The sequence below is a fragment of the Paenibacillus sp. Y412MC10 genome (assembly GCF_000024685.1).
GTDB classification, from domain to species: Bacteria; Bacillota; Bacilli; order Paenibacillales; family Paenibacillaceae; genus Paenibacillus_AQ; species Paenibacillus_AQ lautus_A.
Genome location: NC_013406.1, coordinates 6,134,111 through 6,160,392, shown reverse-complemented (window position 1 = coordinate 6,160,392; position 26,282 = coordinate 6,134,111). Strand labels below are relative to the sequence as shown.

The 26,282-nt window shown below is 51.0% G+C and carries 28 protein-coding genes, 1 riboswitch and 1 other annotated feature; of the genes, 19 read left to right on the top strand and 9 right to left on the bottom strand.

The features are described 5' to 3' along the window. The first annotated feature begins 349 nt into the window (after positions 1 to 349). A complete protein-coding gene (locus GYMC10_RS27105; RefSeq protein WP_015737437.1) occupies positions 350 to 727 on the top strand; it encodes a globin in 378 nt (125 codons plus the stop codon). Positions 728 to 784: 57 nt separating this feature from the next. Then, positions 785 to 1,480, top strand: coding sequence for a DUF2225 domain-containing protein (locus GYMC10_RS27100; protein ID WP_015737436.1), 696 nt, complete (start codon positions 785 to 787; stop codon positions 1,478 to 1,480). Between the two features lie 78 nt (positions 1,481 to 1,558). On the opposite strand, the gene GYMC10_RS27095 is transcribed toward GYMC10_RS27100, so the two are convergent. Both GYMC10_RS27095 and GYMC10_RS27090 read right to left on the bottom strand, forming a co-directional pair. Further along, positions 1,559 to 1,789 (bottom strand): hypothetical protein, encoded by a 231-nt coding sequence (locus GYMC10_RS27095; RefSeq protein WP_009591425.1) that lies wholly within the window; start codon positions 1,787 to 1,789, stop codon positions 1,559 to 1,561. Continuing rightward, positions 1,786 to 1,971 carry a YycC family protein gene (locus GYMC10_RS27090; protein ID WP_015737435.1) on the bottom strand — a complete coding sequence of 62 codons (186 nt, stop codon included), beginning with the start codon at positions 1,969 to 1,971 and terminating at the stop codon, positions 1,786 to 1,788. The genes GYMC10_RS27095 and GYMC10_RS27090 overlap by 4 nt, the downstream gene beginning before the upstream one ends. A 146-nt stretch (positions 1,972 to 2,117) precedes the next feature. Between GYMC10_RS27090 and GYMC10_RS27085 the strand changes: the two genes are divergently transcribed. Both GYMC10_RS27085 and GYMC10_RS27080 read left to right on the top strand, forming a co-directional pair. Beyond that, positions 2,118 to 3,911 carry a M3 family oligoendopeptidase gene (locus GYMC10_RS27085; protein ID WP_015737434.1) on the top strand — a complete coding sequence of 598 codons (1,794 nt, stop codon included), beginning with the start codon at positions 2,118 to 2,120 and terminating at the stop codon, positions 3,909 to 3,911. A 293-nt stretch (positions 3,912 to 4,204) separates the two neighbouring features. Then, a complete protein-coding gene (locus GYMC10_RS27080) occupies positions 4,205 to 4,609 on the top strand; it encodes a hypothetical protein (protein ID WP_009591435.1) in 405 nt (134 codons plus the stop codon). A 93-nt stretch (positions 4,610 to 4,702) separates the two neighbouring features. Here GYMC10_RS27080 and GYMC10_RS27075 read toward each other — a convergent pair whose 3' ends face one another. Beyond that, the gene (locus tag GYMC10_RS27075) at positions 4,703 to 4,924 is read right to left on the bottom strand and encodes an alpha/beta-type small acid-soluble spore protein (RefSeq protein ID WP_006212633.1); all 222 of its coding nucleotides are present in this window, start codon (positions 4,922 to 4,924) and stop codon (positions 4,703 to 4,705) included. Between the two features lie 208 nt (positions 4,925 to 5,132). Continuing rightward, a complete protein-coding gene (locus tag GYMC10_RS27070) occupies positions 5,133 to 6,122 on the bottom strand; it encodes an aldose 1-epimerase (RefSeq protein ID WP_015737433.1) in 990 nt (329 codons plus the stop codon). Positions 6,123 to 6,300: 178 nt separating this feature from the next. Next, positions 6,301 to 6,542, top strand: a binding site (T-box leader). A 90-nt stretch (positions 6,543 to 6,632) separates the two neighbouring features. Between GYMC10_RS27070 and trpS the strand changes: the two genes are divergently transcribed. After that, complete coding sequence (gene trpS, locus GYMC10_RS27065; RefSeq protein ID WP_015737432.1) at positions 6,633 to 7,619, top strand: tryptophan--tRNA ligase; 987 nt, start codon at positions 6,633 to 6,635, stop codon at positions 7,617 to 7,619. Positions 7,620 to 7,630: 11 nt separating this feature from the next. Here trpS and GYMC10_RS32680 read toward each other — a convergent pair whose 3' ends face one another. Next, positions 7,631 to 7,798: a hypothetical protein gene (locus GYMC10_RS32680; RefSeq protein ID WP_009592873.1), complete on the bottom strand. Its 168-nt coding sequence runs from the start codon at positions 7,796 to 7,798 to the stop codon at positions 7,631 to 7,633. A 121-nt stretch (positions 7,799 to 7,919) separates the two neighbouring features. Between GYMC10_RS32680 and GYMC10_RS27060 the strand changes: the two genes are divergently transcribed. The 3 genes from GYMC10_RS27060 to GYMC10_RS27050 all read left to right on the top strand — a co-directional run bounded on the left by GYMC10_RS27060 (position 7,920) and on the right by GYMC10_RS27050 (position 10,059). After that, positions 7,920 to 8,138 (top strand): alpha/beta-type small acid-soluble spore protein, encoded by a 219-nt coding sequence (locus GYMC10_RS27060; RefSeq protein WP_015737431.1) that lies wholly within the window; start codon positions 7,920 to 7,922, stop codon positions 8,136 to 8,138. 284 nt (positions 8,139 to 8,422) lie between these two features. After that, positions 8,423 to 9,361, top strand: a complete 939-nt coding sequence (cyoE, locus tag GYMC10_RS27055; protein ID WP_009592896.1) for a heme o synthase — start codon at positions 8,423 to 8,425, stop codon at positions 9,359 to 9,361. Between the two features lie 80 nt (positions 9,362 to 9,441). Continuing rightward, positions 9,442 to 10,059 carry an SCO family protein gene (locus GYMC10_RS27050; RefSeq protein WP_015737430.1) on the top strand — a complete coding sequence of 206 codons (618 nt, stop codon included), beginning with the start codon at positions 9,442 to 9,444 and terminating at the stop codon, positions 10,057 to 10,059. Between the two features lie 123 nt (positions 10,060 to 10,182). Here GYMC10_RS27050 and GYMC10_RS27045 read toward each other — a convergent pair whose 3' ends face one another. Together GYMC10_RS27045 and GYMC10_RS27040 are read right to left on the bottom strand one after the other, a co-directional pair. Continuing rightward, a complete protein-coding gene (locus GYMC10_RS27045) occupies positions 10,183 to 10,530 on the bottom strand; it encodes a toprim domain-containing protein (RefSeq protein WP_009592860.1) in 348 nt (115 codons plus the stop codon). Between the two features lie 414 nt (positions 10,531 to 10,944). After that, positions 10,945 to 12,117, bottom strand: coding sequence for an MFS transporter (locus tag GYMC10_RS27040; protein ID WP_015737429.1), 1,173 nt, complete (start codon positions 12,115 to 12,117; stop codon positions 10,945 to 10,947). A gap of 182 nt (positions 12,118 to 12,299) precedes the next feature. On the opposite strand from GYMC10_RS27040, the gene GYMC10_RS27035 reads away from it, so the two are divergent. The 3 genes from GYMC10_RS27035 (at position 12,300) to GYMC10_RS27025 (ending at position 16,190) form a co-directional block, all read left to right on the top strand. Then, positions 12,300 to 12,746 (top strand): hypothetical protein, encoded by a 447-nt coding sequence (locus GYMC10_RS27035; protein WP_009592905.1) that lies wholly within the window; start codon positions 12,300 to 12,302, stop codon positions 12,744 to 12,746. Between the two features lie 105 nt (positions 12,747 to 12,851). Next, positions 12,852 to 14,000 carry a transglutaminase domain-containing protein gene (locus tag GYMC10_RS27030; protein WP_085982515.1) on the top strand — a complete coding sequence of 383 codons (1,149 nt, stop codon included), beginning with the start codon at positions 12,852 to 12,854 and terminating at the stop codon, positions 13,998 to 14,000. 135 nt (positions 14,001 to 14,135) lie between these two features. Continuing rightward, on the top strand, positions 14,136 to 16,190 hold the full coding sequence (locus GYMC10_RS27025) for a peptidoglycan D,D-transpeptidase FtsI family protein (protein ID WP_015737427.1): 2,055 nt from the start codon (positions 14,136 to 14,138) through the stop codon (positions 16,188 to 16,190). 49 nt (positions 16,191 to 16,239) lie between these two features. Here the strand turns inward: GYMC10_RS27025 and GYMC10_RS27020 are convergent, their stop codons facing one another. Further along, positions 16,240 to 16,701, bottom strand: coding sequence for an SRPBCC family protein (locus GYMC10_RS27020; RefSeq protein ID WP_015737426.1), 462 nt, complete (start codon positions 16,699 to 16,701; stop codon positions 16,240 to 16,242). 260 nt (positions 16,702 to 16,961) lie between these two features. Between GYMC10_RS27020 and GYMC10_RS27015 the strand changes: the two genes are divergently transcribed. From GYMC10_RS27015 to GYMC10_RS27005, 3 genes are read left to right on the top strand one after another with little or no spacing between them, the layout of a single operon-like run. Beyond that, positions 16,962 to 17,708, top strand: coding sequence for a Cof-type HAD-IIB family hydrolase (locus GYMC10_RS27015; RefSeq protein WP_015737425.1), 747 nt, complete (start codon positions 16,962 to 16,964; stop codon positions 17,706 to 17,708). A gap of 7 nt (positions 17,709 to 17,715) precedes the next feature. Then, a complete protein-coding gene (locus GYMC10_RS27010) occupies positions 17,716 to 18,195 on the top strand; it encodes a DUF456 domain-containing protein (protein ID WP_009592909.1) in 480 nt (159 codons plus the stop codon). A gap of 55 nt (positions 18,196 to 18,250) precedes the next feature. Further along, positions 18,251 to 19,876, top strand: coding sequence for a polysaccharide biosynthesis protein (locus GYMC10_RS27005; RefSeq protein ID WP_015737423.1), 1,626 nt, complete (start codon positions 18,251 to 18,253; stop codon positions 19,874 to 19,876). Between the two features lie 81 nt (positions 19,877 to 19,957). Here GYMC10_RS27005 and GYMC10_RS27000 read toward each other — a convergent pair whose 3' ends face one another. Then, positions 19,958 to 21,334, bottom strand: coding sequence for a DUF2515 domain-containing protein (locus GYMC10_RS27000; RefSeq protein WP_261979430.1), 1,377 nt, complete (start codon positions 21,332 to 21,334; stop codon positions 19,958 to 19,960). Between the two features lie 138 nt (positions 21,335 to 21,472). On the opposite strand from GYMC10_RS27000, the gene GYMC10_RS26995 reads away from it, so the two are divergent. The 5 genes from GYMC10_RS26995 (at position 21,473) to GYMC10_RS26975 (ending at position 26,261) form a co-directional block, all read left to right on the top strand. Further along, positions 21,473 to 21,817: a thioredoxin family protein gene (locus tag GYMC10_RS26995; protein WP_015737421.1), complete on the top strand. Its 345-nt coding sequence runs from the start codon at positions 21,473 to 21,475 to the stop codon at positions 21,815 to 21,817. 249 nt (positions 21,818 to 22,066) lie between these two features. Beyond that, on the top strand, positions 22,067 to 23,041 hold the full coding sequence (locus GYMC10_RS26990) for a COX15/CtaA family protein (RefSeq protein ID WP_015737420.1): 975 nt from the start codon (positions 22,067 to 22,069) through the stop codon (positions 23,039 to 23,041). Between the two features lie 440 nt (positions 23,042 to 23,481). Then, a complete protein-coding gene (locus GYMC10_RS26985) occupies positions 23,482 to 24,201 on the top strand; it encodes a Cthe_2314 family HEPN domain-containing protein (RefSeq protein WP_015737419.1) in 720 nt (239 codons plus the stop codon). A gap of 121 nt (positions 24,202 to 24,322) precedes the next feature. Then, positions 24,323 to 24,469: riboswitch (SAM riboswitch) on the top strand. A gap of 107 nt (positions 24,470 to 24,576) precedes the next feature. Further along, the gene (locus GYMC10_RS26980) at positions 24,577 to 25,593 is read left to right on the top strand and encodes a methionine ABC transporter ATP-binding protein (RefSeq protein WP_015737418.1); all 1,017 of its coding nucleotides are present in this window, start codon (positions 24,577 to 24,579) and stop codon (positions 25,591 to 25,593) included. Continuing rightward, positions 25,593 to 26,261 carry a methionine ABC transporter permease gene (locus GYMC10_RS26975; RefSeq protein ID WP_009592866.1) on the top strand — a complete coding sequence of 223 codons (669 nt, stop codon included), beginning with the start codon at positions 25,593 to 25,595 and terminating at the stop codon, positions 26,259 to 26,261. Before GYMC10_RS26980 ends, GYMC10_RS26975 begins: the two co-directional genes overlap by 1 nt. Positions 26,262 to 26,282 lie beyond the last annotated feature (21 nt).

Here is a 26,282-nt window from a genome sequence, read left to right as displayed (position 1 = left end):
AAATCTATGCAGCATATAGGACAAACAGTATAAAAAACATGAGAAAGCGGTTACATTTGTGCTTTATTTTCGGGGATATTGTGCTATAATAAAAACCATCAAAGCACATCTTTCGTATTATGTTTGGATGGAGTGATGATCATGAGCATAGTCGCAGGTATCCTGGTATGCGCCTTCGTTTATGTTATACGTGCTTCTCTCGTCCAGAGTGAAGAGGACTGGCGCAGTTATTAATAAGTTCTAAAAGGTGCTAACCATCGCTTAGCGCCTTTTTTTGTTGTTTTTTGCTATAATGGACAGGTACATCCAATCGAAAGCGAATCATAAACAGATGGGAGAATTAGCGGATATGAATCCGAACTTAAGCATCTATGATAACCTCGGGGGTGCCGAGGGTGTACGATCGCTCGTCGAAGCTTTTTATCCGAGAGTGCAGCAAAATGAACTGCTTTCGCCATTGTTTCCGGAAGATATCTTGCCGGTGATGGAGAAGCAATATATGTTTTTGAGCCAGTTTTTCGGGGGGCCGGCCTTGTTCTCGGAAGCGTTCGGACATCCGATGATGCGGGCCAGGCACATGAAATTCCCGATTACCGACCGTCATGCCGAAGAATGGCTTGGCTGCATGGCCGGAGCCTTAATCGAAATCGGCGTGGAGGATGATTTACGTGATTTTGTGCTGCAGCGTCTTTCGGGTCCCGCCCACCATTTCGTGAATACTCCGTAGTGCCTTAGATCTAGAAACGGACAGGAATTAGACGCGAATGAAGGGATGGCGAATGGCGTGAAATTGGAACCCTTGTATTCCATCAAGGTGGCTTGTGCGCACTGTGAGCATGAATACTTAACGTCCAGGGTGAGACCAAGCTTTAAGAAAGCATTCCGTACGGATACGGATTTCTGCGCTTACTACAAATCGGAGAACCCCGATTTTTACGTGGTTCGGGTCTGTCCCGAATGCGGATTTGCTTCGACGGAACACTCGACCCTGAAATTGAATGAACGGCAGAAGACGCTCTTCTATGACCAGGTTGGATGCCGCTGGGAGAAGAGGGATATGGGAGGTCCCCGCAATCTGGAGGATGCCCTGGAGTCGTACAAGCTGGCTCTCCTCTGCGCCCAGGTGATCGGGGAGCGGGACCGCATCGTGGCCAGCCTGCTGCACCATATCGCATGGCTGTACCGGTATCAGGGCAACGAGGATCAAGAGAAGCGGTTTTTGGGGTATAGCCTGGAATCCTATATCCGGGTGTTTGAGTTGGAAGGGGTAGGGGCGAATGATGCCCGTCTGCTGTACCTGATCGGAGAGATTCATCGCAGGCTGGGACAGTTCCAGGAGGCGGTCCAGTGGTTCTCCAGAGTGGTCCAGGACGAGAAGATCATGGATGCTGCCATGATCCGAGCCTCCAGAGAGCAGTGGAAGCTGATAGCCGAACAGATCCGGGAGCAGAAGAACGCGGCGATTCAGGCGGAGTCATAAATGCAAACAGCCCGCTGAACGGTGGGCCAGCAGGCTGTTGATTTGCAATTTGCAGCGATGGCTTGCTTTAAGATAGAGTCAGCGCAATCGCTGATCCGTGAGCAAATAGTCGATGTCGCTGTCCAGCACGGTAACTTTGTTGTGGCAGCAGGGGAAGATGAGCAGCTTCTTTTTCCCTTCCCTAACGCTCACAAGCTCCTTAGGCTTCATGGGAAGCAAGACATTGTCTGTCCCGCAGAAGGGGCAGCTGTGTACATATACGTCGTTGCCAACGACATCATAAGGCCACGTATTCGAAAAAGGAATCATGAGTTCTCCGATGAATGGGACTCATCGTCTTTCGGGGTTGCTTTCGCTTCCTCATTCTTGGCAAGCTCGGCAATCTTCTGCATTAATATATGCTGAGGCATATGCATCAGCTGTTCCAGCGGAACGCCCAGCTGCTTGGACAGTGTAACCGCCGTCTCCGGTGAAATTTGCAAAGGTCTCATGGCTTCTAGCTCCTCCAGCAGTAATTTGTTTGATCAAGAGGGAAAACAGTATTTTAGTTATATATAGTTATACACTTTTCCCTAAGTCCACACAAATGGTATTCCGTTTGAATTCATATTTTATCTCGAAAGGTGATGAATGTTCGATGGCACTTCAACAAACTTGGGATTTGGAATCGATATTTCCAGGAGGCTCCTCCTCGCCGCAGCTCGGGAGCTTTATTGAGGCTTTGGAGCAGGATGTACATCAACTTCAGCAAGACGTCAAGGCATTGGCTGTTCCAGAGACCATCGAGAGCGCATCCAGTCTGGAGCGCTTCCTTGAGCAGTTCCAGAGCGCCTATGCAAGGATCCGCGAGGTTTCTGCCTTCGTAGGCTGCCTGACCGCACAGAACGTGAATGACAAGAAGGCGGTACAATTGTCCGGGCGGGTAACTACGATGTCTGCGGCCCTGCAGTCGGTGAAGAACCAGTTCGATAACGTGCTTCGCGGAATGAACGATGAGCTCTGGACCGCATGGACCGGTACGGATAAGGTGTCCGAGCTGGAATTCGTCCTGAACGAAAGCCGCAATCTCGCGAAGGATAAGATGAGTCCCGAGCTGGAAAGCCTGGCTCTGTCGCTGGGGGTAGACGGTTATCACGGATGGGGGGAGTTCTACGACACCATCGTGAAGAAAATCCAAATTCCGTATGAGGAAGACGGAGAGACGGTCATGCTGTCGGCAGGGCAAGCATTCAATAAAATGCATGATCCACGCCGGGAAGTGCGCCAATCCATGTTTGAGAAGTGGGAGAAGGCTTGGGGAGATTCCGCTGATTACTGCGCGGATACCTTGAACCATCTATCCGGCTACCGCCTGAAACTGTACGAGAACCGCGGCTGGAACGATGTCCTGAAAGAACCGCTGGCGATTGGCCGGATGAGCCGCGAGACGTTGGACACGATGTGGGCCGTCATCCAGGATACGAAGTCGGTGCTTGTGGAGTACCTGAACCGCAAAGCGAAGCTGCTCGGTCTGGACGGGTTGTCCTGGACCGATGTGGATGCTCCGCTCCGTACTTCGGCAACCAAGATCTCGTATGACGATGCCGCTGTTAACATCGTGGAGCAATTCCGTAAGTTTAGCCCGAGATTGGCTGATTTTTCGCAGATGGCGTTCGACAAGAGCTGGATTGAGGTCGAGGACCGATCCGGGAAGCGACCTGGCGGTTTCTGCACCTCCTTCCCGGCAAGCGGCCAGACGCGGATTTTCATGACGTTTGGCGGAACGGCCTCGAACGTCTCGACCCTGGCTCATGAGCTGGGTCATGCCTATCATCAGCATCTGATGGGCGGAATTCCGGTGCTTAACCAAAAGTATGCGATGAATGTCGCCGAGACGGCATCCACCTTCGCCGAGATGATTGTTTTTGATGCGATGGTGAAGGGGGCAGGCAGCGAAGAGGAGAAGCTGGCTCTGTTGGAAGAGAAAATTCAGAACAGCGTGGCCTTCTTTATGAACATTCATGCACGTTTCTTGTTCGAAACCCGCTTCTATGACAAGCGGAAGAACGGTCTGCTGAGCAGCGAGGAGATCTCCGATTTGATGGTGGAGGCACAGAAGGAAGCATACTGTGATGCCCTGACATCGTACCATCCGCATTTCTGGGCATCCAAGCTTCATTTCTATATCACGGGCACCCCGTTCTATAACTTCCCGTATACCTTCGGTTATATGTTCAGTACGGGCCTCTATGTTCGGGCATTGGAAGAAGGTCCGACCTTTGCGGACAAATATGATGCTTTGCTTCGAGACACAGGCGTAATGTCCGTGGAGAACCTGGCAAAGAAACATCTGAATGTAGATCTGACCCAGCGCGACTTCTGGCAAAGCGCGGCGGACTCCTGCGTAAGCGATATTAAGCAGTTCTTACAAATGACAGAGCATTTAGCATAAATTGTTGGTTATCCTCGAAAAAACAGTTAAAAATGCAGTTTCTGTTATGGCGTTTGATCTCCGACTGCAGATTTACTCCCATATTCGAAAGAAGCTCCTTCGGGGCTTCTTTTTTTGTCGTAAAAGAAAGAAAGTTGACGCAATAAAGGAGCGGAAAACTAAAATATTTGTGCAATTTTAGTAATAAATACCCAAATGTGTTGAATATTGTTGATCCAATGATTTCTATCCCCTATAATGAGTCATAAGCCCTAATAATAGGGAAGATTTACTAATAAAGGAGGGGAGAAGGGATGGTAAAACTAGATCAATTATCACTGGCTAGGCAGCTGGACATCGTGTTTAAAGAGCTGGAAGAAGAGTTGGGAGGTCTAAGCTCGGGGACGGTTTTTGTACAAATACGAAACAATGTAATTGGTAAATTTGGCATACGGCATAATCCATTGTCTGGGCGTAACGGGATCATAGCTCCGCAAGAGGAGGGGCTAAGTGAGGCTCAACAATTCTCTTTTCGTTCGATGGCGCTTGAAAGTCTGAAACATAAACGCCATTGGACACATGGCGAAATCAGTTATGAATTCATGGTACGACAAGGCATCGTCGTTGTGGATGCTGTGCTTGAATCCAACTATAACATGGCCAACTTGATGATACGGTACCCTCGTAATACATATGCCGAAGCTGCTTCGGAATCCTGAAATCATTTATTATATAGAACATATAACGAAAGAGGCGATCTTTGGGGAGAAGATCGCCTCTTTCTATTTACGGCTGGAGGGAAGAGATGCTAATTACAGGTTCGAACGACCCGATAATTGCTGCTCAGCCAATTGTACCAGACGTTTGGTGATGTAACCTCCCAAAGAACCGGTTTCACGGGAAGTATAGTTTCCGTAGTAACCGTCTTGTGGAATCGTTACGCCCAGTTCTTGAGCAGCTTCCATCTTCAATTGTTGAAGAGCTGCAGTTGCTTGAGGTACGACAAGATTGTTAGAAGAACGACCTTGAGCCATGTCATGTCACCTCCTTTGGTGTTGTATGAGGATATTATGACCTGATTGATAGGGATCTCATTCGTGCAGGAGGCAGATCGTCTGCTGGTAAAATTACCCGTAGGCATTGTTCATAGATCAAATAAAAGCAACCCTTTGATATTCAAAGGGCTGCTCTTGCTGAAAAGTTAAGTATATGAGGATGTTATGTGTCAATGGAGACACTGGCTTAGTCTTGCTCTGCCTCCGGTGACGTATTCTGAATGCTGATCTTGGTCGTCAGATTCACGGTCTGTCCCGGTTCCAAATGAATCAGCCCGGTTTCTTCGTTCGGGAGATTCAAATTGGGTGCGTTGGGAAGCCAGGTGTACGGTTCGATGCAGAGGAACTGCTCGGCAACACCTTTGGTATAGAGCACCCAATGCTTGAAGAAGGCACGGTCTGCCGAATAATGAATTTGGTAACCATCGTCCCGCTTCAGCAAGGCCTCGGCAGGTTTGCCCTCAGGGATCTTTAATATCGTATCCAGGTCGGCATCCTTCAGGTTTAGTCCCGAATTCAGTTGTTCCAAATGGCCGAGAGGTGAAAGATCGCCGGTCGGGATCAGTTCGTTATTCAAAGTATAAATGCCTTCAACTGGCAGATCCAGCGTCCAGCGATGCGGTTCGCCGTCCAGCAGGAACCACGTATGGTAACCCATGCCGAACGGAATGGGGCTAGCGCCAAGATTCGTTACGCGAAGGCTCTGCGTTAAGCGTGTCCCCTGAAGACGGAAGGTCATCTCCAGCTTCAGCGGCACAGGAAATTGGGCAATCCATTTCGGATCATCCGATGAGATGAACTCGGTCGAAACGGCGCAGCCGTCATCCTCCTCCTCTATGTCGCTGACACACCAAGCCTGTGATCGGTGGAGGCCGTGGATATGATTGTCGTTCGCGGTATTTTGGTCAAATTGATACGACGTTCCGCCATATTCGAAATGGCCCTTGGAAATCCGGCCTGGCGGTATGAGCATCGGAATGCCGAAGTGGTAAGGCTTCTGTAGATAGAATGCAAGCTCGCTTTCATCTGGTTTTCGGAGGATTTCGCGTGAGTTTTCATTGTCTTTAATCCCAATGACGTTATTACCTAGACGAGGAAGGAGAGTCACTTCAAGACGGCCGCTGTTTAAAATATAGGTGTCGTAACCATTCCACTGGCCTTTGGTCACTTGATTCATATCGATGCTCCTTTACTAACAGAAATCATGGTCTGGACGATTAACCACATCATAACAGATTTTTGTGGAAAGGGTAAAAGAAATGCTTCAAATAGGCCCGGACATCTTGATTCCAAATTGGAATTGACAAGGCAGAGCAAGAGTTTTATCATTGCATGTAATAGTGATCCATGATGATTGAAACACGATGACAAGGACAAGTAAGCAGGTGCGGCCCATCCTTCAGAAAGCCGGTGGTTGATGCGAACCGGCGGATCCGCTTTGCTGAATGGCCCTTCGAGTGCCGGGCTGAACGGGATAATGCTGTTATTCCTTAATATGCCGGCCGGGTATTCTCCGTTACAAGAATGGAAGGCTGCAGCCTGCGTAGGATGATGCTTGCAGCGAATAAGGGTGGCACCACGGTCTCACGTCCCTTGCGGATGTGAGGCTTTTTTGCGTTCCTATATGCTCCCGCAGGACGGGGCAGACTTGGATTAAATGACAATATAAATAAATGGAGGGCTAGTCATGAAAACCGTATTATCGGGAATTCAGCCAAGCGGTAATCTAACGCTCGGCAACTACATCGGAGCCATTAAAAATTTTGTGAAGCTGCAAAACGAGCATGACTGTTATTTTATGGTGGTCGATCTGCACGCAATAACGGTACCGCAGGAGCCTAGCTCGCTGCGGGATCGCTCGGAATCGGTCGCGGCCCTGTACGTTGCCGCCGGAATCGACCCGAACCGCGCCAATATCTTTTTGCAGTCCCATGTTCCTCAACACGCCGAGCTGGGATGGATCATGACCACCCTGGTGAATATGGGCGAGCTGGAACGGATGACCCAGTTCAAGGACAAATCGGAAGGCAAGGAATCGGTTGGGGCCGGCTTGTTCGTTTATCCTGCGCTCATGGCCGCAGACATTTTGCTGTATAATGCAAATCTTGTGCCGGTGGGAGACGACCAGAAGCAGCATTTGGAAATCACGCGCGATTTGGCTGCACGCTTCAATCATCGGTTCGGTCCGTATTTCAATATTCCGGAGCCGTTCATCCCTGAAGTCGGTGCGCGAATCATGTCGCTGGACGACGCCTCCAAAAAGATGAGCAAGAGCAATCCGGTTGAGGGCAGTTATATCGCGATGCTGGATACGCCGGATCAAATTCGCAAGAAAATCAGCCGGGCTACAACCGACTCCGGAGCCGAAGTGGTGTATGATCCTTCCGCTAAGCCTGAGGTGAGCAATCTGATGAGCATCTATTCGGAGTGTGCTGGGGTGTCTTTGCAGGAAGTGCAGTCTCGTTTCGAAGGAAAGATGTACGGGGCATTCAAGAAGGAGCTTGGCGAAGTTGTCGTAGCCGCTCTGGAGCCGCTTCAGAACAGATACCACGAAATTCGCCAAACCGGTGAAATTCATGACATTCTCGCCAAGGGAGCCGAGCAGGCGCAGAAGACCGCTGCCCAAATACTCGATGGCGTGAAGGACAAGATGGGATTTCTGGCTCCTAAATAAACAAGGGTCTTCTAGGAAGGCTTGCGCTTGGATTTAATAATGAATCCCCAGCCTATGTTGAGGATGGAGAGCAGCGCCAGACCGACGGCCAGAAATCCGTTGTAGCTGATGGATATGGCGGAGGCGGTCAACAGGACGATGGAAGAGACCGCAAACCATAGGGATAAGCCTTTACTCATTATGAAAAAAACCTCCAAAGATTAAAATTTTAAAAATACGTATAACGTTGCAAGAAGGAGCCATAATAAGTTTGCAAGCTTGCACTGGAAAACAGACATTCAGTGAAGGGAGATTTTTAATATGGCACGTCGCAGCAACAATTTGGTTGTACCTCAAGCTACTGCAGCATTACAACGTTTGAAACTCGAGGCTGCTCAAGAACTAGGCGTAACGATTCCTCAGGACGGTTACTATGGTAACTATACTTCCCGTGAAACAGGATCCCTGGGCGGATACATTACTAAACGTTTGGTACAGCAAGCTGAACAGGCTCTTTCGGGGTCTGGCCGCACGCTGTAATTTCTCTCTCATAACGTGAGTATGGAAGCCCGGAGCGCTATGTCAGCGCTCCGGGCTTTGTATTCATATCAGGGGCCCGACAGGCATCCTGCTACATAGACAAATTGTGCCTTAAACAACGGCGAAACGTCAAGGTGATATCCCTTCCAAATGTCACTGAATTGTCATATAGATGGAATGAATTCCGAAGGATTGCTAAACACTTTTTACTAATGATATGATAAACTTTATAGCGGAGGCAGTACTTCCTCCATAACGACAGATACAAGGAGGAACGTTAACACGTGGATAATCACTTGAGATACCAGGCTCCTTCAGAATCCGCAGCACTGGCCTCGGCAGCGCCTGCACCTCCCGATAAGGCGGGGACTTGGAAAGATTTTATCACGGTGACGAAACCCGGAATCATCCGGTCAAATTTGATAGCGGCTTTTGCCGGATTTTGGCTGGCATCGCGTTGGGATATCCAATTTGGATTGATGATTATGACACTTCTCGGAACTGTGCTTGTCATGGCTTCGTCCTGTGTTTTCAATAACTATTTCGACCGGGAGCTCGACATGAAGATGGAGCGTACCCGGAATCGCTCCCTTCCAACCGGGCGTTTGACACCCAAGGTTGTTCTTTGGTATGCCGTCATTCTGGGGGTCGTGGGACTAGCCGTGCTGTTCCTGTTCTCAGGCGTGCTGGCAGGCCTATTCGGAGCCGTCGGAATGTTCGTTTACGTTGTGGTGTACACTCTCTGGCTTAAACGTTCTTCTACATGGAGCACGTCGGTCGGAGCGATCTCCGGTGCCATGCCTCCGGTAATCGGCTATGTGGCCGTAACCGGAAGCGTAGATATGGCAGCCGTCCTGCTCTTCGCCCTGCTGTTTCTCTGGCAGCCGCCGCATTTCTGGGCGCTGGGCATTCGCCGGGTGGAAGAATACCGTGCAGCGGGATTCCCTTTGTTGCCGGTTGTCAAAGGAATTAAACGCACGAAGTATCAGATGATTCCTTACCTGGTGCTTCTCATACCGATCCCCATCCTGATGTATGCATACGGATATGCCGGTATATTCTTTCTGGTCATCGGACTCCTTCTGGCTATTTGGTGGCTCTACGCCGCACTCCAAGGTTTCCGTGCCAAGGACGATGAAGCTTGGTCCAAAAAAGTATTCATTATCTCCATCAACTACTTGACCTTGAGCCTGATCGTTCTCATACTCAATACCACCTTTTAACAGGTGGCTGGGCTTTTAGCGATACACTAAAACCTGATAGAACAGGGATTGCCTGAGACGAAGGGAGAACGGGGAAGGTCATGAATGCATTCAAACGTTACAAATGGACTTGGGTACTGCTCGCTATATGCGTAATAGCAGCCATCTACCTGGTATACAACTCGCTTGGATTCGGAAAGGAGAAGTTTCCGATCGTTCGTGAGGTTGCTGCCTATTCCATGGAGAATGTAGATGGGAAAACGATCACGTCGGAGGATACCAAAGGCAAGGTGAAGCTTATGTACTTCTATTTCACCAGCTGCCCGGATGTGTGCCCGATTACGACGCTGGTTCTGTCTCAGATCCAGGAGGACTTGAAAAAAGAAGGTTTATTCGGTAAAGAAGTTAACTTTGTGTCCATCTCCTTTGATCCGGAGACCGATACGAAAGAGAAGATTAAGGAGTTCGGAGACCGATTCTATGCCGATTACAGCGGCTGGTACTTCCTGCGTGGAGACCAGGAGGAAACGCGGAAGCTGATGCAGGAGTCTTTCAAAATTCCGCTGCTGGGCAACAATTCGACGAATTTCACGCATGGCAATTCCATTGCCTTGGTGGACCGGGACAATAATATCCGGAAGACCTATAATGCTGCGGATCCATCCGAAGTGAAGACCGAGGATATCGTGAAGGACATCAAGGCTTTGATTAAGGAATAAATTGCAGGTAAAACCAAAAGGCGCGCTCTATCGTTAAAGATGGAGGACGCCTTTTTTATTTAAATAGCGAAAATTGAAGCCATTCAAGATGCTCTTGTGATCCTTGACAATAGACACGGTTCATCAAAATACGTCAGGGGGCGGGTAGATGATGAATTCCTCCAGCCCTGCCTTCTCCAGCTGGGCAATCAAGTATTCGTCGGGAGTTCCTTCAACGCCGGCATATCCCCGGCGGGTATAGATTTGTTCGGCATCTGGAAAGACGTCGCGCAGAGCCCCGCGAATTTTTTTGCCGGAGCTGTCGTTATCCATAAAAAGGTACACCTCTTGATCCTTCACCTGTTTATGCAGACTCTCAAGCTTGGCGGTGTTTAACGTTCCGAATGTGCACAGGATGGTTATATCCGAAGTCAGCAGCCGACGCAGCCGGCTCCGGTCGTTCTTGCCCTCTACAATAAGAAATATCGGCATCTTTTTATCACCTCTGTCATGATACGGAGATCCTTGGCAGCATTCCCCGGGAAATGTTGATCTGCCGTCGAATGATGTAGGTATAGTGTAACTTGTTTTCTGCCGATCATGCAAAAGGAGGCATAATAAACGGCCATCCAGTGGATGGCCGCAATAAGATTAATCCATGTATTCTAGTTAGAAACAGCTCAGAATGATGACGAGCAGAATGTACAATACAAGAATCATTCCTACGGAATTTCCATGGCCCCCATGGCAATGTTTATGATGAACATGACTCATGATTACTTCACCCCTTGGTTAAATGTTCGTGGTCATTTGCCACACTGTATCTTATGTGGGTTTACCCATATGGACTGTGTATTGGCCCATCCGCGTTGATTTGGGCGCTGTTTTTAGCATGGTACAAATTCATCAGACGGTTGAGATTGGGGTTTCGGGCGAGATGGCTGTCAAAGGTGCTTCACGATTGCGTTTGGGGAGCAGCAGCAGGACCGTCATCAGCATAAGAAACGCAACAAAATAAGGGGATATCACCGTGCGCAGTTGTCCAGCCGCGATCGGGCCGACAAAGGATCCCAGCGACATGGCGATGGACTGAAATGAGAACACTTTGCCAAGCCTGCCTCCGCCGCTGAGCTGAATGAACAAAGAGGATAAAGCCGGGAATAGCAAACCTTTGGCAAGTCCGAGCGTAAACAGGATAATCATAATCGGTACATGGTCTGCTGCAGCGAGGGCGTAGAAGCATATGGCCAGCCCGAATACGCCGATGGTCACCCTGATATGAGGCGCATAACGGTTGAGGAACAGCATGCTTAGCGTGACCAGGGCTCCAAGGCTAATGACGGAGAAGAGAAGCCCGGTGGACATAATGCTTGCCAGCCCGCTTTCCCGAAGCGGTATTTCAAAGAACAGGATTCCCTGAGAGCAAGCGATCGCAAAAGGAATCAAATATAAGCGCAAGCTAAACGGAAGCCGTGCCGGCTTCTCGTTGTTGATCGGTTCAGCCTGCTGATCCTTATGTTTAGCAGCGGCCGACATCGGCTTCGGGAGACTGAGAAACGCCATCAAGCCTGTGAAAATCAAAAGCCAGCCCAGACTCTGGAATGTGCCGGAAAATCCCGCATTGGCGACGATGAAAGCTCCTGCAGCCGGCGACAAGACAGAGGCAAGGGTGTGGATCACGCCATGACCGGACATATATTTGCCCTGCGTAACGGGATCCCGGGAGAGCGACGCCAGCAGCGCCAGGCAGGCCGGTGACAGAAAGGCCAGCACGAAGCCGCTGATCGAGCGGAGCACGAGCAGCTGCCAGGGCAATTGGACATGGGCCTGAAGAAGCAGAATGATACCGGCGGCGGTTAGGCTGAAAATAATGTAGCGTCTGCTGCCGTGACGATCGATCAGACTGCCCGCAAGCAGGTTGCCGGGCAGATGGGTTAGAGCATAAATGCCCATCATCCAGCCGATAAACGTAGGGGCTGCTCCAAGTGAAATGGCAAAGGGCGTCAGTACAGGATACTGAGCATGCAAATCAAAAAACGCCAGAAACAAAAACATATAGAGCCATAAAGCGGTTTTCAATATGGCACCCTCCTATCCGGCTAAAGTTGATATGGTACTACTACTTGTACGTACGAAAGGTCAAGCTTAGACCTTTTTGTGAAAAGACCCGGTTGGCTGACAGCTTTGCGGGGTATCATGTATAATTAACAAGACGGCCATAAACCGCCGCTTTTGAAACGATTGACGGGAGTGAAAACGAATTGGATACTCAGGTCTGGATTGAATTTCTTAAACAAAATTGGCTGGTCATCGCCATCGCCTTAATCATCTTGTTTATCGTGCTGAACGTGGTGAGAACCGTCATTAAGTGGGCACTTGCCGTGCTCATCATCGGGGGATTGTTGGTGTACAGCGGAATTTCCCTGGACAAAATCGGCGAGGTTGTAACCACGGTCAAGGAAGAGACGGTGGATACGATAAAAAAAGAAGCGCTGAACATGATGATGAAGGAAGCGAAGGAAGCACAATATACTTCGAATGGAGACGGCACGTACTCCATTAAAGCGCCCAATCTCGAGTTGAAAGGAAGCGCCGGTTCGAAAGAGGTGGAAGTCACCTTCCGCGGTGTTTCGGTAGGGAAGTGGGACATCAACGATACGATTCAGAGCTTTATCGATGATGCCAAGAGCAATTCGGCATCGAAATAACAAATGATGAACGCAATCGGATGCGGATGTAAGCTGGCAGCATGTCCATGAGCGGTTAAGCTTACGTCCGTTGACAAGACATCATGGGATAGGAGGGGATACCGTTTGATGTCGGCATGGAAGGAAAGTGTGCTGGATGGGAACGGAATCACCATCTTGCTGCTGCTGATTGTGGCTTTTTCACTCATTCAGGGATGGAGTCGCGGAGCCTCCCGCTCAGCCGGGAAGCTTGTTTTTTTTCTGGGGGACGCGGTGCTTCGCCTGGTCGGGCTTGCGATCTCCGTTCCTTTTACATTATGGCTGTCGCCTAAGGCAGGCGATTGGCTGGGCACGGTCTCCGGTTTACCGAATCGGGAGCTGCGCTTCTGGGAGCAGATTTATTATACGGCCGTAAAATCGCTGGCGGATTTCCCGCTGCTTCGGTTTGCGGTCCTCTTTATGCTGAGTTATGCCGTTATCGTGTTTATGCTGCGGCTGCTGGTTTCCCTGATCATGGGAGGCGGGCTGGGACTCTTCGGAACGAAAAAAGAAACCTCGGCATCGCTGCTGAGCCGGCTGACCGGTGCCGGAATCGGCGTCGTCATGGGCGCAGCGCGGAGCATTATTGTGATTGCTATCTTATTCATCTTCGTCAGTCTGAATCCTGATCACGGCTTCAGCCGGTATGTCGAGGCTTCTCCGGTTTATCAGCAGGGGGCGCGGGCTGTGATCGAGCCCTTGTCGGGTTCTCTCGTCAAGGAAAAGCTGCCGGTGTTTACCCAGTCGGTTCAGGAAGAATTGAATGGGATCATTCAGCGAAAGTACGAGGTCATCGACCATCAAATCCCCGAGGGCATCGAGCAGACGGCTGCCCATGTCGTGAAGGGGGCATCAACCGATGAAGAGAAAGCGCGAAAGCTTTATGATTGGGTAGGCAGCCGGATCGCATACGACCACGACAAAGTGACGCTGTATGAAGAGCAGCGGATATGGAAAGAGCAGACGCCGCAGAATACCTACGATACGAGGTTAGGGGTATGCATTGATTACGCCCGGTTGTATGCCATGATGGCGAGGTCGCAGGATCTTAAAGTCAGAGTGGTTACCGGCAGGGGATATAACGGACAAGGCGGTTATGGTCCGCACGCATGGAATGAAGTCTACTTGAGCGAAGAGAAGCGCTGGATCCCTCTTGACCCGACCTGGGCACAGAGCGGCAACTGGTTTAATCCGCCGCGATTTAATGAGACGCATATTAAAGAGCAGGTATTTTAATAGAGTGATAGAGGCAGGGGCGGCTTTCTAGCAAGGAAGTCCGCCCTTGCCTATCCGATGTGCCTTCAGATGAAGTGGGGGGGCGTTTATGTTAATATGGGTTTATGTGATTGTGGATAAAGGGGAGAAGCTTACGTGAAAGGGTTTAGGCCGGACAAGCGCAAACAAGAAGAACAAGATGCCGGCAGTCAGTTTAACTTGCGGGTTAATCTATTTTTTTTCAGCACGTTTATTATATTCTGCGTCATTATTATACGTCTTGCCATACTGCAGTTCGTGGAAGGTCCTGAGCTGAAAGAGCTCGAAACCGGCGGGCAGGTTAAAAATTTCCCGCTTCAGCCGATTCGGGGCAGCATCATCGATGCTTCCGGAACGCCGATTGCCTACTCGACACCCTCCCAAGCCCTGTATTTAACGCTGTTAAAGGATTACAGTTCATCCGAACGAGGGAAGAAGAACCGTCCGGAAATCGAAAAGCTGGCCGAGGAAATGGTCAGGGTCTTCGATCAATACGGTGATCCGAAAGCAGAGAAATTAACGGTGGATGATGTAATCAAAGCGATGGACCTGGAATTTAACAAGCAGCCGGGTTATGAGCCGAGACGCATCAAAGCGGATCTCTCGACTAAAGAAGTGGCTTACTTTATGGAGCATAAGAACGAGTATCCCGGAGTCGAGGTCGTGGAAGAGAGCCAGCGTCAATACAACCCGGACAAAATCGCCGTTCAAACGATTGGATATTTGAAAGAGTTCCGCGGCATTAAGACACTGGACAAATATAAAGAGATTGATGAGCAGAACAAGAAGCAAAAGGATCCGGGACTCATCTACACGGAGCAGGAGAAGGTCGGCGTAGACGGACTCGAAATGATGTTCCAAGATGAGCTGCGCGGCAAGAACGGATATATCGGCATTCCGATTAATCCGCAGAACATGGCGGACGGGGTACCGACCATGATTGCCCCGGAGAAGGGTTACAACATCCATACGACGATTCATAAGGATATCCAAAAAGCTACGCAGCAGGCGATCATCGATCAGCTGAAATGGCTGCACGCCAATCCGGTTTCCGGCAAAACGCATCCGAATGCGCTCACGGGTTATGCGGTAGCGATGGAAGTGGATACCGGCAACATTGTCGCCATGGCCAGTATGCCAGATTATGACCCCAATGTATGGGAGAATGGAACCGACGATTGGGAATCCGTCATGAAGTATTACGGTAACGGTACGATCTCTCCGTACAGTTCCGGGCGCTCCGGCAACAATCTGGAATCGGTCGTGCTGCTTGGCTCGACGATGAAACCTTTGTCGGTGCTGATCGGGCTTAACGAAAACTTGTTCGGGCCGAACGATTACTATTATGACGGCGGCGCGGCATTCTTCGGTAAGGATAATACGAGGGTTCGGAACTCCGGCGGTAAAGCCTACGGGTCCCTGAACGCAAGAAAAGCGATCGAGCATTCCTCCAATGCCTTTATGGTTGATTGGATCGGGGAAAAGCTGTACAACAAGTATGGCTCCGAATCCGTTGAGGTATGGGATAGATACATGAAGAAATTCGGGCTTGGGGTATCCACCGAATCCGGTCTGCCAAAGGAGCATAAAGGCATCATCGAATATACCAACATCGAGCAGGCGGGAAGTTATTTGGCTGCCATGGCGTACGCCTCCTTCGGACAGTCGGGCAAATATACGACGCTCCAATTGGCGCAGTATGCCAGCACGCTTGCCAATCGGGGAGAACGCATCCGTCCGCAGCTCGCCAGCAAGATTGTGGATCAGGACGGCAATGTGATCAAGGAGTTCAAGCGCGAAGTATTGAATAAAGAGGAATTCCCGCAGCAGTACTGGAATGAAGTCATTGCAGGGATGAACACGCAGGGACTTCGGGCTTTCGAGGATTTCAAATATGATTTTGCGCGGAAAACAGGAACATCCGAGCAGGATATTTATAAAAACGGCACTCGGATCCGGGTGGAAAACGGGGTGTTCATCGCCTTTGCACCGCGACAAAACCCGAAACTGGCCGTTGCCGTAGTCATTCCGGAAGCAGGCTTCGGTTCTCAGAGTGCCGCGCCGGTTGCACGTAAAATTTTCGACGCTTATGACGAGATTTACGGACTGGACGGTACGCCGCACCCTAAAAAAACCGAGGGTGAGAATGAGGACGGCAGTACGAACGAATAATCGACAAACGGCAGCCAATAGCCCTGCAGGGTTGGCTGCCGTTTTTTTGTCATACATGGGCGTCCGGGGCCTTGTCCGCCACGAGATTCAGAACAACGCCAAACTCCAGCAGCGCTTTGAGGCCGCAGAGCACCATGGTGTATCCTCCCATGGAATCAATGGCCCCATGCAACATCTCATCATCATTTCCTGTAAATCCGGAATGGGTAATGGCAACGAAGGTCTCATGTTCGCCCCGCGGGGTGAATATCCACTCGGTCCTGGTTTGATCGGAAGATTCGATGGCGATGCGGCGGTTCTCCTCGATATCGTGCACATACAAGTCATCAAACACGCCATACATTTCCCAATCCCAGCGGATATGCCGGCCCTTCTCAAGTCTGCCGCTGCTTTTGGTAAACCAGAACTTGGTTGTGATATCAGGGTCGATGAAAGCCTCGAAAACTTCTGAAACGGGTCTACGAATCAACATCTCTGCCGTGACGACGGGATTCTGATTGAGCTTGGTCATTGGGGTGCATAACTCCTTTCGGGGTTGTCTTCATACTCATCCTAGCATACCGTAATGAGTATTCTTTCTTTTACATTGCTTATTTATTTCAAGGGGCTTGTCGTTTGTTCGAGCACCCTCGAGGAAATCTTGCGTCAGGCCGGGTTCTGCCTGGTTTGGCATGCATCGAGGGGCTGCTCATTCAGGGGAATGTTTTGACGCCCGGCCTTTTGTGGTAAAATGTCGTTATGTTTGCTTTGATTCGTAAGGGGGTTAATACCATGAAACATAAATATCGGTTGTTGGCACTGGATATGGACGGTACGCTGCTTCAGGACGACCATGAAGTATCCGAGGAAACGGTGAAGTGGATCAAGGAGGCGGTGCGGCACGGCATTCACGTCTGCCTCTCGACGGGCCGGCCGTTTCAGGATGCTTATCCGTATGCCAAGCAGCTTGAACTGACGACGCCGATGGTAACGGTGAACGGCGGCGAAGTATGGCGTGCGCCGTATGAATTGCATCGCCGCGCGCTGCTCGACAGCAAGCTCGTGGAACAAATGCATGCACTCGCGGTTGAAACCGGATCGTGGTTCTGGGCGTATTCAGTAGATAGATTGTATAACTCTGAGAACTGGACCGACGATGTCGCGAATCAGGAGTGGCTGAAATTCGGATATAACACGAATGATCATGAGGTACGCCACAATATCATGATGCGACTGCAGGATATGGGCGGACTGGAGATCACGAACTCTTCGCCGGACAACCTGGAAATCAATCCGCAGGGCGTCAACAAAGCAACCGGGATCGGACAGGTGTGCGAGCTGCTCGGTATCAGCATGTCCGAGGTTGTAGCCGTAGGAGACAGCCTGAACGACCTGGCCGTCATCCAGCAGGCCGGCCTCGGCGTGGCCATGGGCAATGCCCAGCAGACCGTGAAGGATGAGGCGGATCTTGTGGTTTCCAGCAACAATGAGGACGGCATCGTCGAAGTCATCAGGGATCATATTTTGATCGAAGGGTGAGATGTTGATGGACGTATTGGGCTGGATTATCGTCATCGCTCTGTTTATCATTGGGATGGCCGGAGCGATATACCCTATTCTGCCGGGGGTTGTCGCCATTTACCTGGCGTTGTTCGTTTACGGCTGGTTCTTTACATTCGAGCATTACAATGCATGGTTCTGGATTATCCAGACCATCATTCTGGTGGTGCTCTTCATTGCCGATTATGCGGTTAATGCCTGGGGAGTCAAGAAGCTCGGCGGTTCCAAAGCCTCGATCTGGGGCAGCACGATCGGACTTATTATCGGACCGTTCGTGATACCGGCCTTCGGGTTGATTATCGGACCGTTCCTCGGCGCATTTTTGGGTGAAATGCTGGCAGGCTCGGGAGCAAGCAAATCCATGAAGGTTGGCTTCGGATCGGTAGTTGGATTGTTTAGCAGCATTGTGGTGAAGATTATATTGCAGCTTGCGATGATCATCATTTTCTTCATCTGGATTTTCTAATAGAGCATAGCAATCGCTGTAAGAGGCGCTTTGGAGGAGAAAGAAGGGTACGGTTTTGTCTAAGAAAGAGTCATTTATTAAAGGCACCATCATCTTGGCCGCTGCTGCGCTGGTAGCCCGGGTGCTGGGCCTTGCTCAGCGGGTGCCGCTGGAGCATATGCTGAATGATATCGGGGATGCCTCGTTTACGATCGCCAATAACGTATATCTAATGCTGTTAACGGTAGCAACGGCCGGCATTCCCAGCACGCTCAGTAAAATGGTATCGGAGCGCCATGCTTTGAACAAGCCTGCGGAGGCTCGGCGCGTCTATCATGCTGCGCTTATTTTTGCCGGGGCAGCGGGCGTTGTCATGACGCTGCTCCTTTACTTCGGAGCTCCTTTTTATGCCACTCATATAGCCAAGCAGCCGGAGGCCGCCGCTGCCATTCAAGCGCTCGCTCCGGCGCTGCTGCTGTTTCCGGCCATCGCCATGATGCGGGGATACTTCCAAGGGCGCAATAATATGACGGCTGGCGGCATATCGCAAATTATCGAGCAGATTGCACGGGTTCTGACAGCGATCGGCTTGGCCTATGTGCTGCTGCGTTTGGGATATGACGATACCTGGATCGCGGCAGGTGCCTCCTTCGGGGGCGTCCTCGGCAGTATCGGGGCATTTGCGGTCATGCTGTATTTTACGGTGAAGCTTCGCCGAAACGATCGTGAGCTCAAAATGCCGGCGGCGGACCGCTCGATTCCGCTTGGCGGGATATACCGGGATATATTCACGCTGTCTATACCGATTGTGCTGTCTTCCCTGGCTGTTCCGGCGGTCAACTTCATTGACAGCTCCATTGTGAAGCCGCTGTTGATCGGGCAGGTTGGTCTGGGAGAGGCTACTGCAGCCCTCGCGGTATTAGGAAACCGAGCGCAAAGCGTAGCGGGCATTCCGCCGATTCTAGCCATTGCCCTCAGCACCTCGCTCATTCCGATCATCTCTGCCGCTTTTGCGAGGAAAGATCAGGAACATTTGGAACAGCAAGTATCGCTGGCCATGCGAGTTGCCATATTGACGGGTATGCCGATGGTGATTGCGCTCTGCGTTGCATCCTATTCCATCAACGGATTGCTGTTTAGTTCCCTCGGCGGAAGCGGGATCATCGGGTTCCTGACATTCGGTACGATTTTTCAGATCACGATGATGACAACGAACTCCATTCTTCTTGGAATCGGCAAGGCCAAGCTCTCGATGGTTCACGTGATGATCGGGATAGCGGTCAAGCTTGTTGCCAGCTTCCTGCTTGCTCCGTTGTTTGGCATTTACGGCATCATCGGGAGCACGGCTCTCTGTTTCCTTGTCATTACGATGCTGAACGTCAGATCGATCAAGGCGATTGTATCCTTCTCGATCCTGGGCAAACGCTGGATGGGCTTCATACTAACGGTTGCTGCCGCAGGAGGGATCGGTTACGGCCTGAATCTGGCGGGTATTCAGATGGTCGATGTCATGCCGGCACGTTTGGCATTCCTGCTGACCTGTCTGGTTGTAGGCGTAGCCGTAGTCATTATATATCTTGTGCTGCTGGTGGTGTTTGGCGTACTGCGGCAATCGGAGCTTAGCAGTTACCCGCGTCCTTTGCAGAAGGTATTCCGTCCGCTGATGAGACTGCAGCCTGCGCGTATGCGGGAACGGGGATAAACCTATGATTCAAGAACAGCACATCTATTCATTCATCCGTTAGAGAAGAGACCATTCCGGCCGTATCGGAATGGTCTTCTTTTATTGCCGGTGGAACGGATCGGATACGTCATGGGCGATGGAGGTTTTCTCCAGAACGGCCCGATGGGCGTGGGTGATATCCGGCAACATCGGCGGTTTCGGTTTGCGAATAAACTTAAACATCGCGTGGCCCTGATACCAGTCGTACCGGGGAATCGGTTCCGGGGGTTCATCCTGCCAGATCTCCTCGAGACGGGGGCTATACAGACGACGGCCGTCCGGCAGCCATTCCGATTGGATAAGCTCAAGCCCCTCGTGGCCGTGATTCATGGCTTGATCCCGCGTCGGCGTAAATAACGCCGGCCAATATTCAGCGCGCGAGCCCTGATGCTTGGTGGAACGAGCGAATGCCAGCACGGCATGGTAGATATCCTCGTAACCGAACAGTAAAGCGTACAGCGAGCGGCCTGCCTTGATCCGGATGGACAGGTCGTCAAACTTGGGGATGGTGAGTCCGGCCAGCGGCCGGGTAGGGGAAACGGGATAATCGGCAGAGTCTGTGCTTGTCTGATGGCTTTGACCCAGCGGGAACACGATTTGATTCAACCGAGACAGCTCATGCACCCGGAAGAGGGGATCCTGCAAAATATGCTGACGGTAAAAAGGATGTCTTGCCACGCGCCCCTCAATATAGTTCTGTTCATTAATGATGAGGGCGACCGTAAGCAGCGAACTGCCTTGGTCGTGCCAGAACCGTTCCCAGAACGGCGTCATGAACGATGAAACATGGAAGCGGGGGAGCAAATGGAATAAGGGCTTTCCTATTTTTCGACTGTGCATATAGAGAAGCAGCTGCGGATAGGCATCCTGAAAAATCAGCGCATTGCAGCGCTCCAGGAAACTGTACAGATGGTTTTGGAATGGGGGGGCGATGAGATCCGACATCAGCCCGCCCTTCAGATCGCTCATATTCCATCCGGCATTGCGTGATACCATATGGGCGAGCAAGGCCCAATGCAGCTCCGGATGCGACTCGTAACAGTCCAAATAGGCCTCTGTTCGGGTCACGTTGCTTCGATTGGCGACGGCAGCGGCCTCCTGAATGCGATGAACCAGCTCTTGCTCCTCATCCGTTGGCTGCAGGTCCGGTTCATGACCGCGAATATCGCTGTGACCTTCTTGCAGAGGGAGAAACGAAGAAATGCCCTGCGGCAGATAGGGATGGGAGGAGAGAATGTTCTTGAGCTGCCTGCGAATGGCCCTAACGGCTGTAGGATCCCACTGCAATTCATGCCTGTTTGTCCGAAGCTTTAAGGAATATCGCCAAGCTGCCATCATACCCGACCACGATTCTGCCAGGGCCTGCGGAATGGCGGCCGTCCATGACTCGTAATTCCTGCCCCGATTTGGTTTGTCCTTGGCTCCGTGCGAGTGCATGCCGGTTGTCACCTGCACTTTCTGATGATAATTCCAGACCGTGAACCTCATACAGTCAGTATGCTCTAAAATTTGACTTCCACTCAACAATTTGATTCACTAGGGGGGAAGGAATTCGACGTAAAGGGGAGATAATCAATGGAAAAAATCACTTCAGAAGCAGAATTTCAGGTTGCAATCCAGTCTCCACGACTGACCGTTGCCGTATTTAAAGCGGACTGGTGCGGCGATTGCAAGTTTATCGATCCATTCATGCCGGAGGTTGAGACGAAGTTCTCCAACCAATTGACTCTGGTGGAAGTTGACGTCGATGCTGTCGGTGACGTGAGTCAGCAGCAAAATATTCTGGGCATCCCTAGCTTTGTTGCATACTCTGACGGACGCGAGCTGGTTCGCTACGTTAACAAACTCCGCAAATTGCGCGAGGAGATTGAAGATTTCCTGCAGCGTGCCGTGGACGTATACGGTACGATTCACAAGTGAGCAGTGACGATAGCACCGCCGCCTTTGAGCTATAACGGGCGGCGGTGTTGTTTTTAGCATTGGATATTATGGGGGAATTGCGGAGTCAAGTACCTTGAGCATGAAGGTTTTGTTCATTTTTGAACATTTTGTCACAATCGCTCAAGTGACCGGGGCTGCAGAATCAGGTATAATGAAATGTGGACTGTATATGATGCGATCCTGTATAGGTTTTGAATAGTGAATGATTATGAGCAGCAGGTGAGATAAGTGAACGATAAACAATTAAAGTGGCTGAGTTACATAACATGCTTAATTATGTTCTGCGCGACTTTCGGGGGCATGGTTGTGACAAAGACGGGGTCGGGGCTTGGCTGCGGCCAAGAGTGGCCGCTGTGCAACGGTAAATTTGTTCCCGCTTACACGGTGTCCTCGATGATCGAGTATTCCCACCGGGCCGTAAGCGGAATGGCCGGCTTGGCCGCCTTGGCTTCGCTGATCGCGTTCTGGAAGTACAAGCGGGACCGCCGGGATTTGATGGCTTACGTCATCGGAACCTCGATATTCGTCGTGGTACAAGCCATCATGGGGGCCCTCGCGGTGGTTAAACCTCAGTCGGCTGCGATCATGGCGCTGCATTTTGGCTTCTCGCTGATTGCTTTTGCCAGTTCGGTCATGCTGGCTTTGGGCATGCGCCGAATCGAACAAGCGAAGGGGCCCGTTGACCTGGAGCGTTTGCCGCGGGTGGGCAAGGGCTTCCGCAATTTGGTCTGGGGCACAACGTTGTACAGCTACATCGTGGTGTATATCGGTGCATTCGTCAGCCATACCGATTCCCGGGAAGGCTGCTCCGGCTGGCCGTTATGTAACGGAGAAGTGATACCGGAGCTGAGCGGAGGGGTCGGCATCGCCTTTATGCACCGCGTGGCCGCGCTTCTGCTGCTGATCGTGGTGGCGGTGATGGGACATTTTGCATATTGGCGCAATCGCGATAACCGTGAAATCCAGATGCTGGGCATTTCGGCAACCATGCTGTGCCTGCTGCAGGTGTTCAGCGGCGCTCTCATTATGGCTACGATGCATAACGAGGAAGTTTACGTATTCTCCGCACTGGGGCATACGCTGCTGATCTCGGCGCTGTTCGGCGTACTCTGTTATTTAAGCGTCCGGGTATGGCAGCTCAGCAAGCCGCTTGAAGCCGAAATACGGAAGGGCCACGACGTGCCCCGCGAAAAGATCGTATAAGGAAGAACGCCGATCATTCCGTAAAGAAAATCCAATATTCTATAGCATACATGCATGCAAAGTCCCCGGACCGGAGTTCGAGGGCTTTGTTGTATAGAAAGGAGCTGCCGGCAGCGGTATCGAAAAGGTTTGATAAGGCAACGAATTTGTTTATATTTAATAACACCGGAGAAATCACAAGTCGCTCCATGCTCCATGCTATGGAGTTGTCTTCCCGTTTCGGGGGCATCCTAACAGGACGAACCCAGATTGGCGCAGCAGATGATGGGTCATCTGATAGTCATGGGATGCCGAAGGGCCTGATGGCGATCCGGATGAGTTGCCCCCGCGCGAGGATATCGCCGTGAAGACGGCCGCTGAGCGCTGGAATGAGTATATTGGCATTAGCACAATCGAGATCAAGAACCAAGGTTAATCTGATGACGCGAGGGGGTACCGCCATGCTTCGAATGTTACTTGGGGAACAGCCCCGGCAGAATAACGGCCTGCTTGAGGAAGCCATCGAATCGATGGTGAAGACAACCCGGCTGCTGCAGAAGGAAATGGATAAAAATCAAGATCCGACGCATGATTTTCGCAAGCTGGAGATTTGGACCCGGGGACTGATCGTCTCCCTGGATGAGCTGGAGCAGAGCTGGAATGCGGCCAAGCATTTCAGTCAATCGGTCCAATCGGGTTACATCGATGATATGTCGATTCAGGAGCAAGGGGAATATCAACGATATGTGTATTTTTACAAAAACGGCTTCATCCGCGTATTCTCGATCCTTGACAAGCTGGGCACGGTGCTGAACGATTTGTTTGATCTGCATACCTCCAAGGTTAAGGCGCATTTTTCTTATTTTACGGTCCTGCGGCAGTTCAGATTTTTGAAGGCCCACGGTGAGCTGGCTGAAGAGCTGGAAGCGATCAAGGATCGCTACAAAGCACCGCTGAACGCGCTCAGGAAAAGGCGCAACGCTGAAATTCACTACATGAACTCCGAGATGCAGGATGATTTGTGGCAGCGCCATCAAGGGCTGTCCGACAAAATCGAGCTGGAGGATATCGACAAGCACCTGGACGATCTCCAACAGGGCATCGATATGGTATGCCGCAGCCTGGCCGCCTCGTATAAATATACGAACAAGCTGTGGACTGAAAATGGAGTGCGGGCTTAGGCACAAAATCGCCATGAAATTCCTTTTGACAAAAGCCTGAAAAGAATCTATACTAACTATTGCATTCATTAAATGTTATCAAATCAGATCAATTTAATCGGAAAAATTTCATATCGATGTTTTCTTATCGAGAGAGGCGGAGGGACAGGCCCGATGAAGCCCGGCAACCGACTTCTTGCGCACCATTGCTTAATGCGATGACGCTTGGAGTGACATGGTGCTAATTCCTTCAAAGCTATGGAATACCTTCAGCTTTGACAGATGAGAAAAGGCGTTGACTTTTACGTAAAGAGGGCCCTTTTTGATTCTACAAAAAGAGGCTCTTTTCTTTTGGGTAAATAGATATGAAGCTAAGGAAAAAGGAGGATTATCGGATTGATTGAGCTCAAGCAATTGACGAAGCAGTACGGAAAAGCCGGGTCATTAACAACTGCGTTGTCCGAATTGGATTTGTCGATTGAAAAAGGAGAAATTTTCGGAGTGATCGGACACTCCGGTGCAGGGAAAAGTACATTGATCCGCTGCATCAATTTACTGGAGCGTCCCACCTCGGGCGAGGTGTGGGTGAACGGCAAAAATTTGACGTCGCTCGGCAAGAAGCAGCTTCAGGCGGAGCGCCGTAGAATCGGCATGATCTTTCAGCACTTTAACCTGCTGTCTTCCGCGACGGTGTACGATAACATTGCGTTTCCGCTGCGTCTGATCAAGACGCCGAAGGCCGAACTGGAGCGCAAAGTATCCGAGCTGCTGGCTTTGGTCGGCTTGGAGGCGCATCGCGACAAATACCCGTCCCAGCTGTCAGGGGGCCAGAAGCAGCGGGTAGGCATCGCCAGGGCGCTCGCGAGCGATCCCGAAGTGCTGCTGTGCGACGAGGCCACTTCGGCCCTTGACCCGCAGACGACGGATTCGATTCTGCGCCTGCTGCTGGACATTAACAAAAAGTTTCATCTGACGATCGTACTGATTACCCATGAGATGCATGTAATCCAGAGCATTTGCGACCGGGTCGCCGTTATTCATCAGGGCGGCATCGTAGAGCAAGGACCGGTAGCGGAAGTGTTCCTGAAGCCGAAGCATGAAGTGACGCAGGAATTCATCCGCCAGGAGATGGACAGCGGCGAAGCGCTGCGGCTGGCTATGCAGGGTCAGGTAAACGGCCCTTCAAGAGCGGTTCAAATCACGTTCCTAGGGTCGAAAACGTACGAATCGATCCTGTCCCATACCGTTCATGAGACAGGCGTGAATTTTGCGATTCTGCAGGGTACGATCTCTACGATCAAAGATACGCCGTACGGCCAGCTCATCGTCCGTTTCGAAGGGGAAGAGCGCGCGATTGAAGATACGATCCGGAAGCTGCTTGAACAAGGACTAGACGTGGAGGTGATTCATTGATGTTCGGACTTGATTTTACCCAGATCGACTGGAAAGAGATATGGACGGCAACATTGGATACCCTGCGGATGCTGGGAGCTTCGGCCTTGTTCAGCTTCATCATCGGACTTCCTGTCGGCGTGCTGCTCTACATGGCCGCAAGGTCCACGTCCGGGTTGGTACGCTTCGGCTACACGATTCTGTCGTTCATTGTAAACATTCTGCGCTCGGTTCCGTTCATCATCCTGATCGTGGCGATGATCCCGATTACGAAGTCGATCGTAGGAGTTTCGTACGGCGTGCTGGGCACCATTCCGCCGCTCGTGATCGGCGCTGCTCCATTCTTTGCAAGGCTCGTGGAAACGGCTTTGAATGAAGTGGATAAAGGCGTGATTGAGGCGGCTCATGCCATGGGCTCTTCGACAAGCCAAATCGTATGGAGGGTGCTCCTTCCGGAGGCGCGTCCGGGTCTGCTGGCCGGGATGACCATCACGATTGTAACCCTGGTATCTTACACCGCGATGTCCGGTCAAGTCGGGGGCGGCGGTTTAGGGGATTTGGCCATTAAGTATGGCTATTACCGTTATGAGACCGAGATCATGATTCTGGCTGTCGTGCTGATGATTGTCCTGGTCCAGCTGCTGCAGATGGCAGGAGATCGTCTGGTGCGGCATTTTACAAGAAAATAACGGATTGATGAGGCTTCAAGA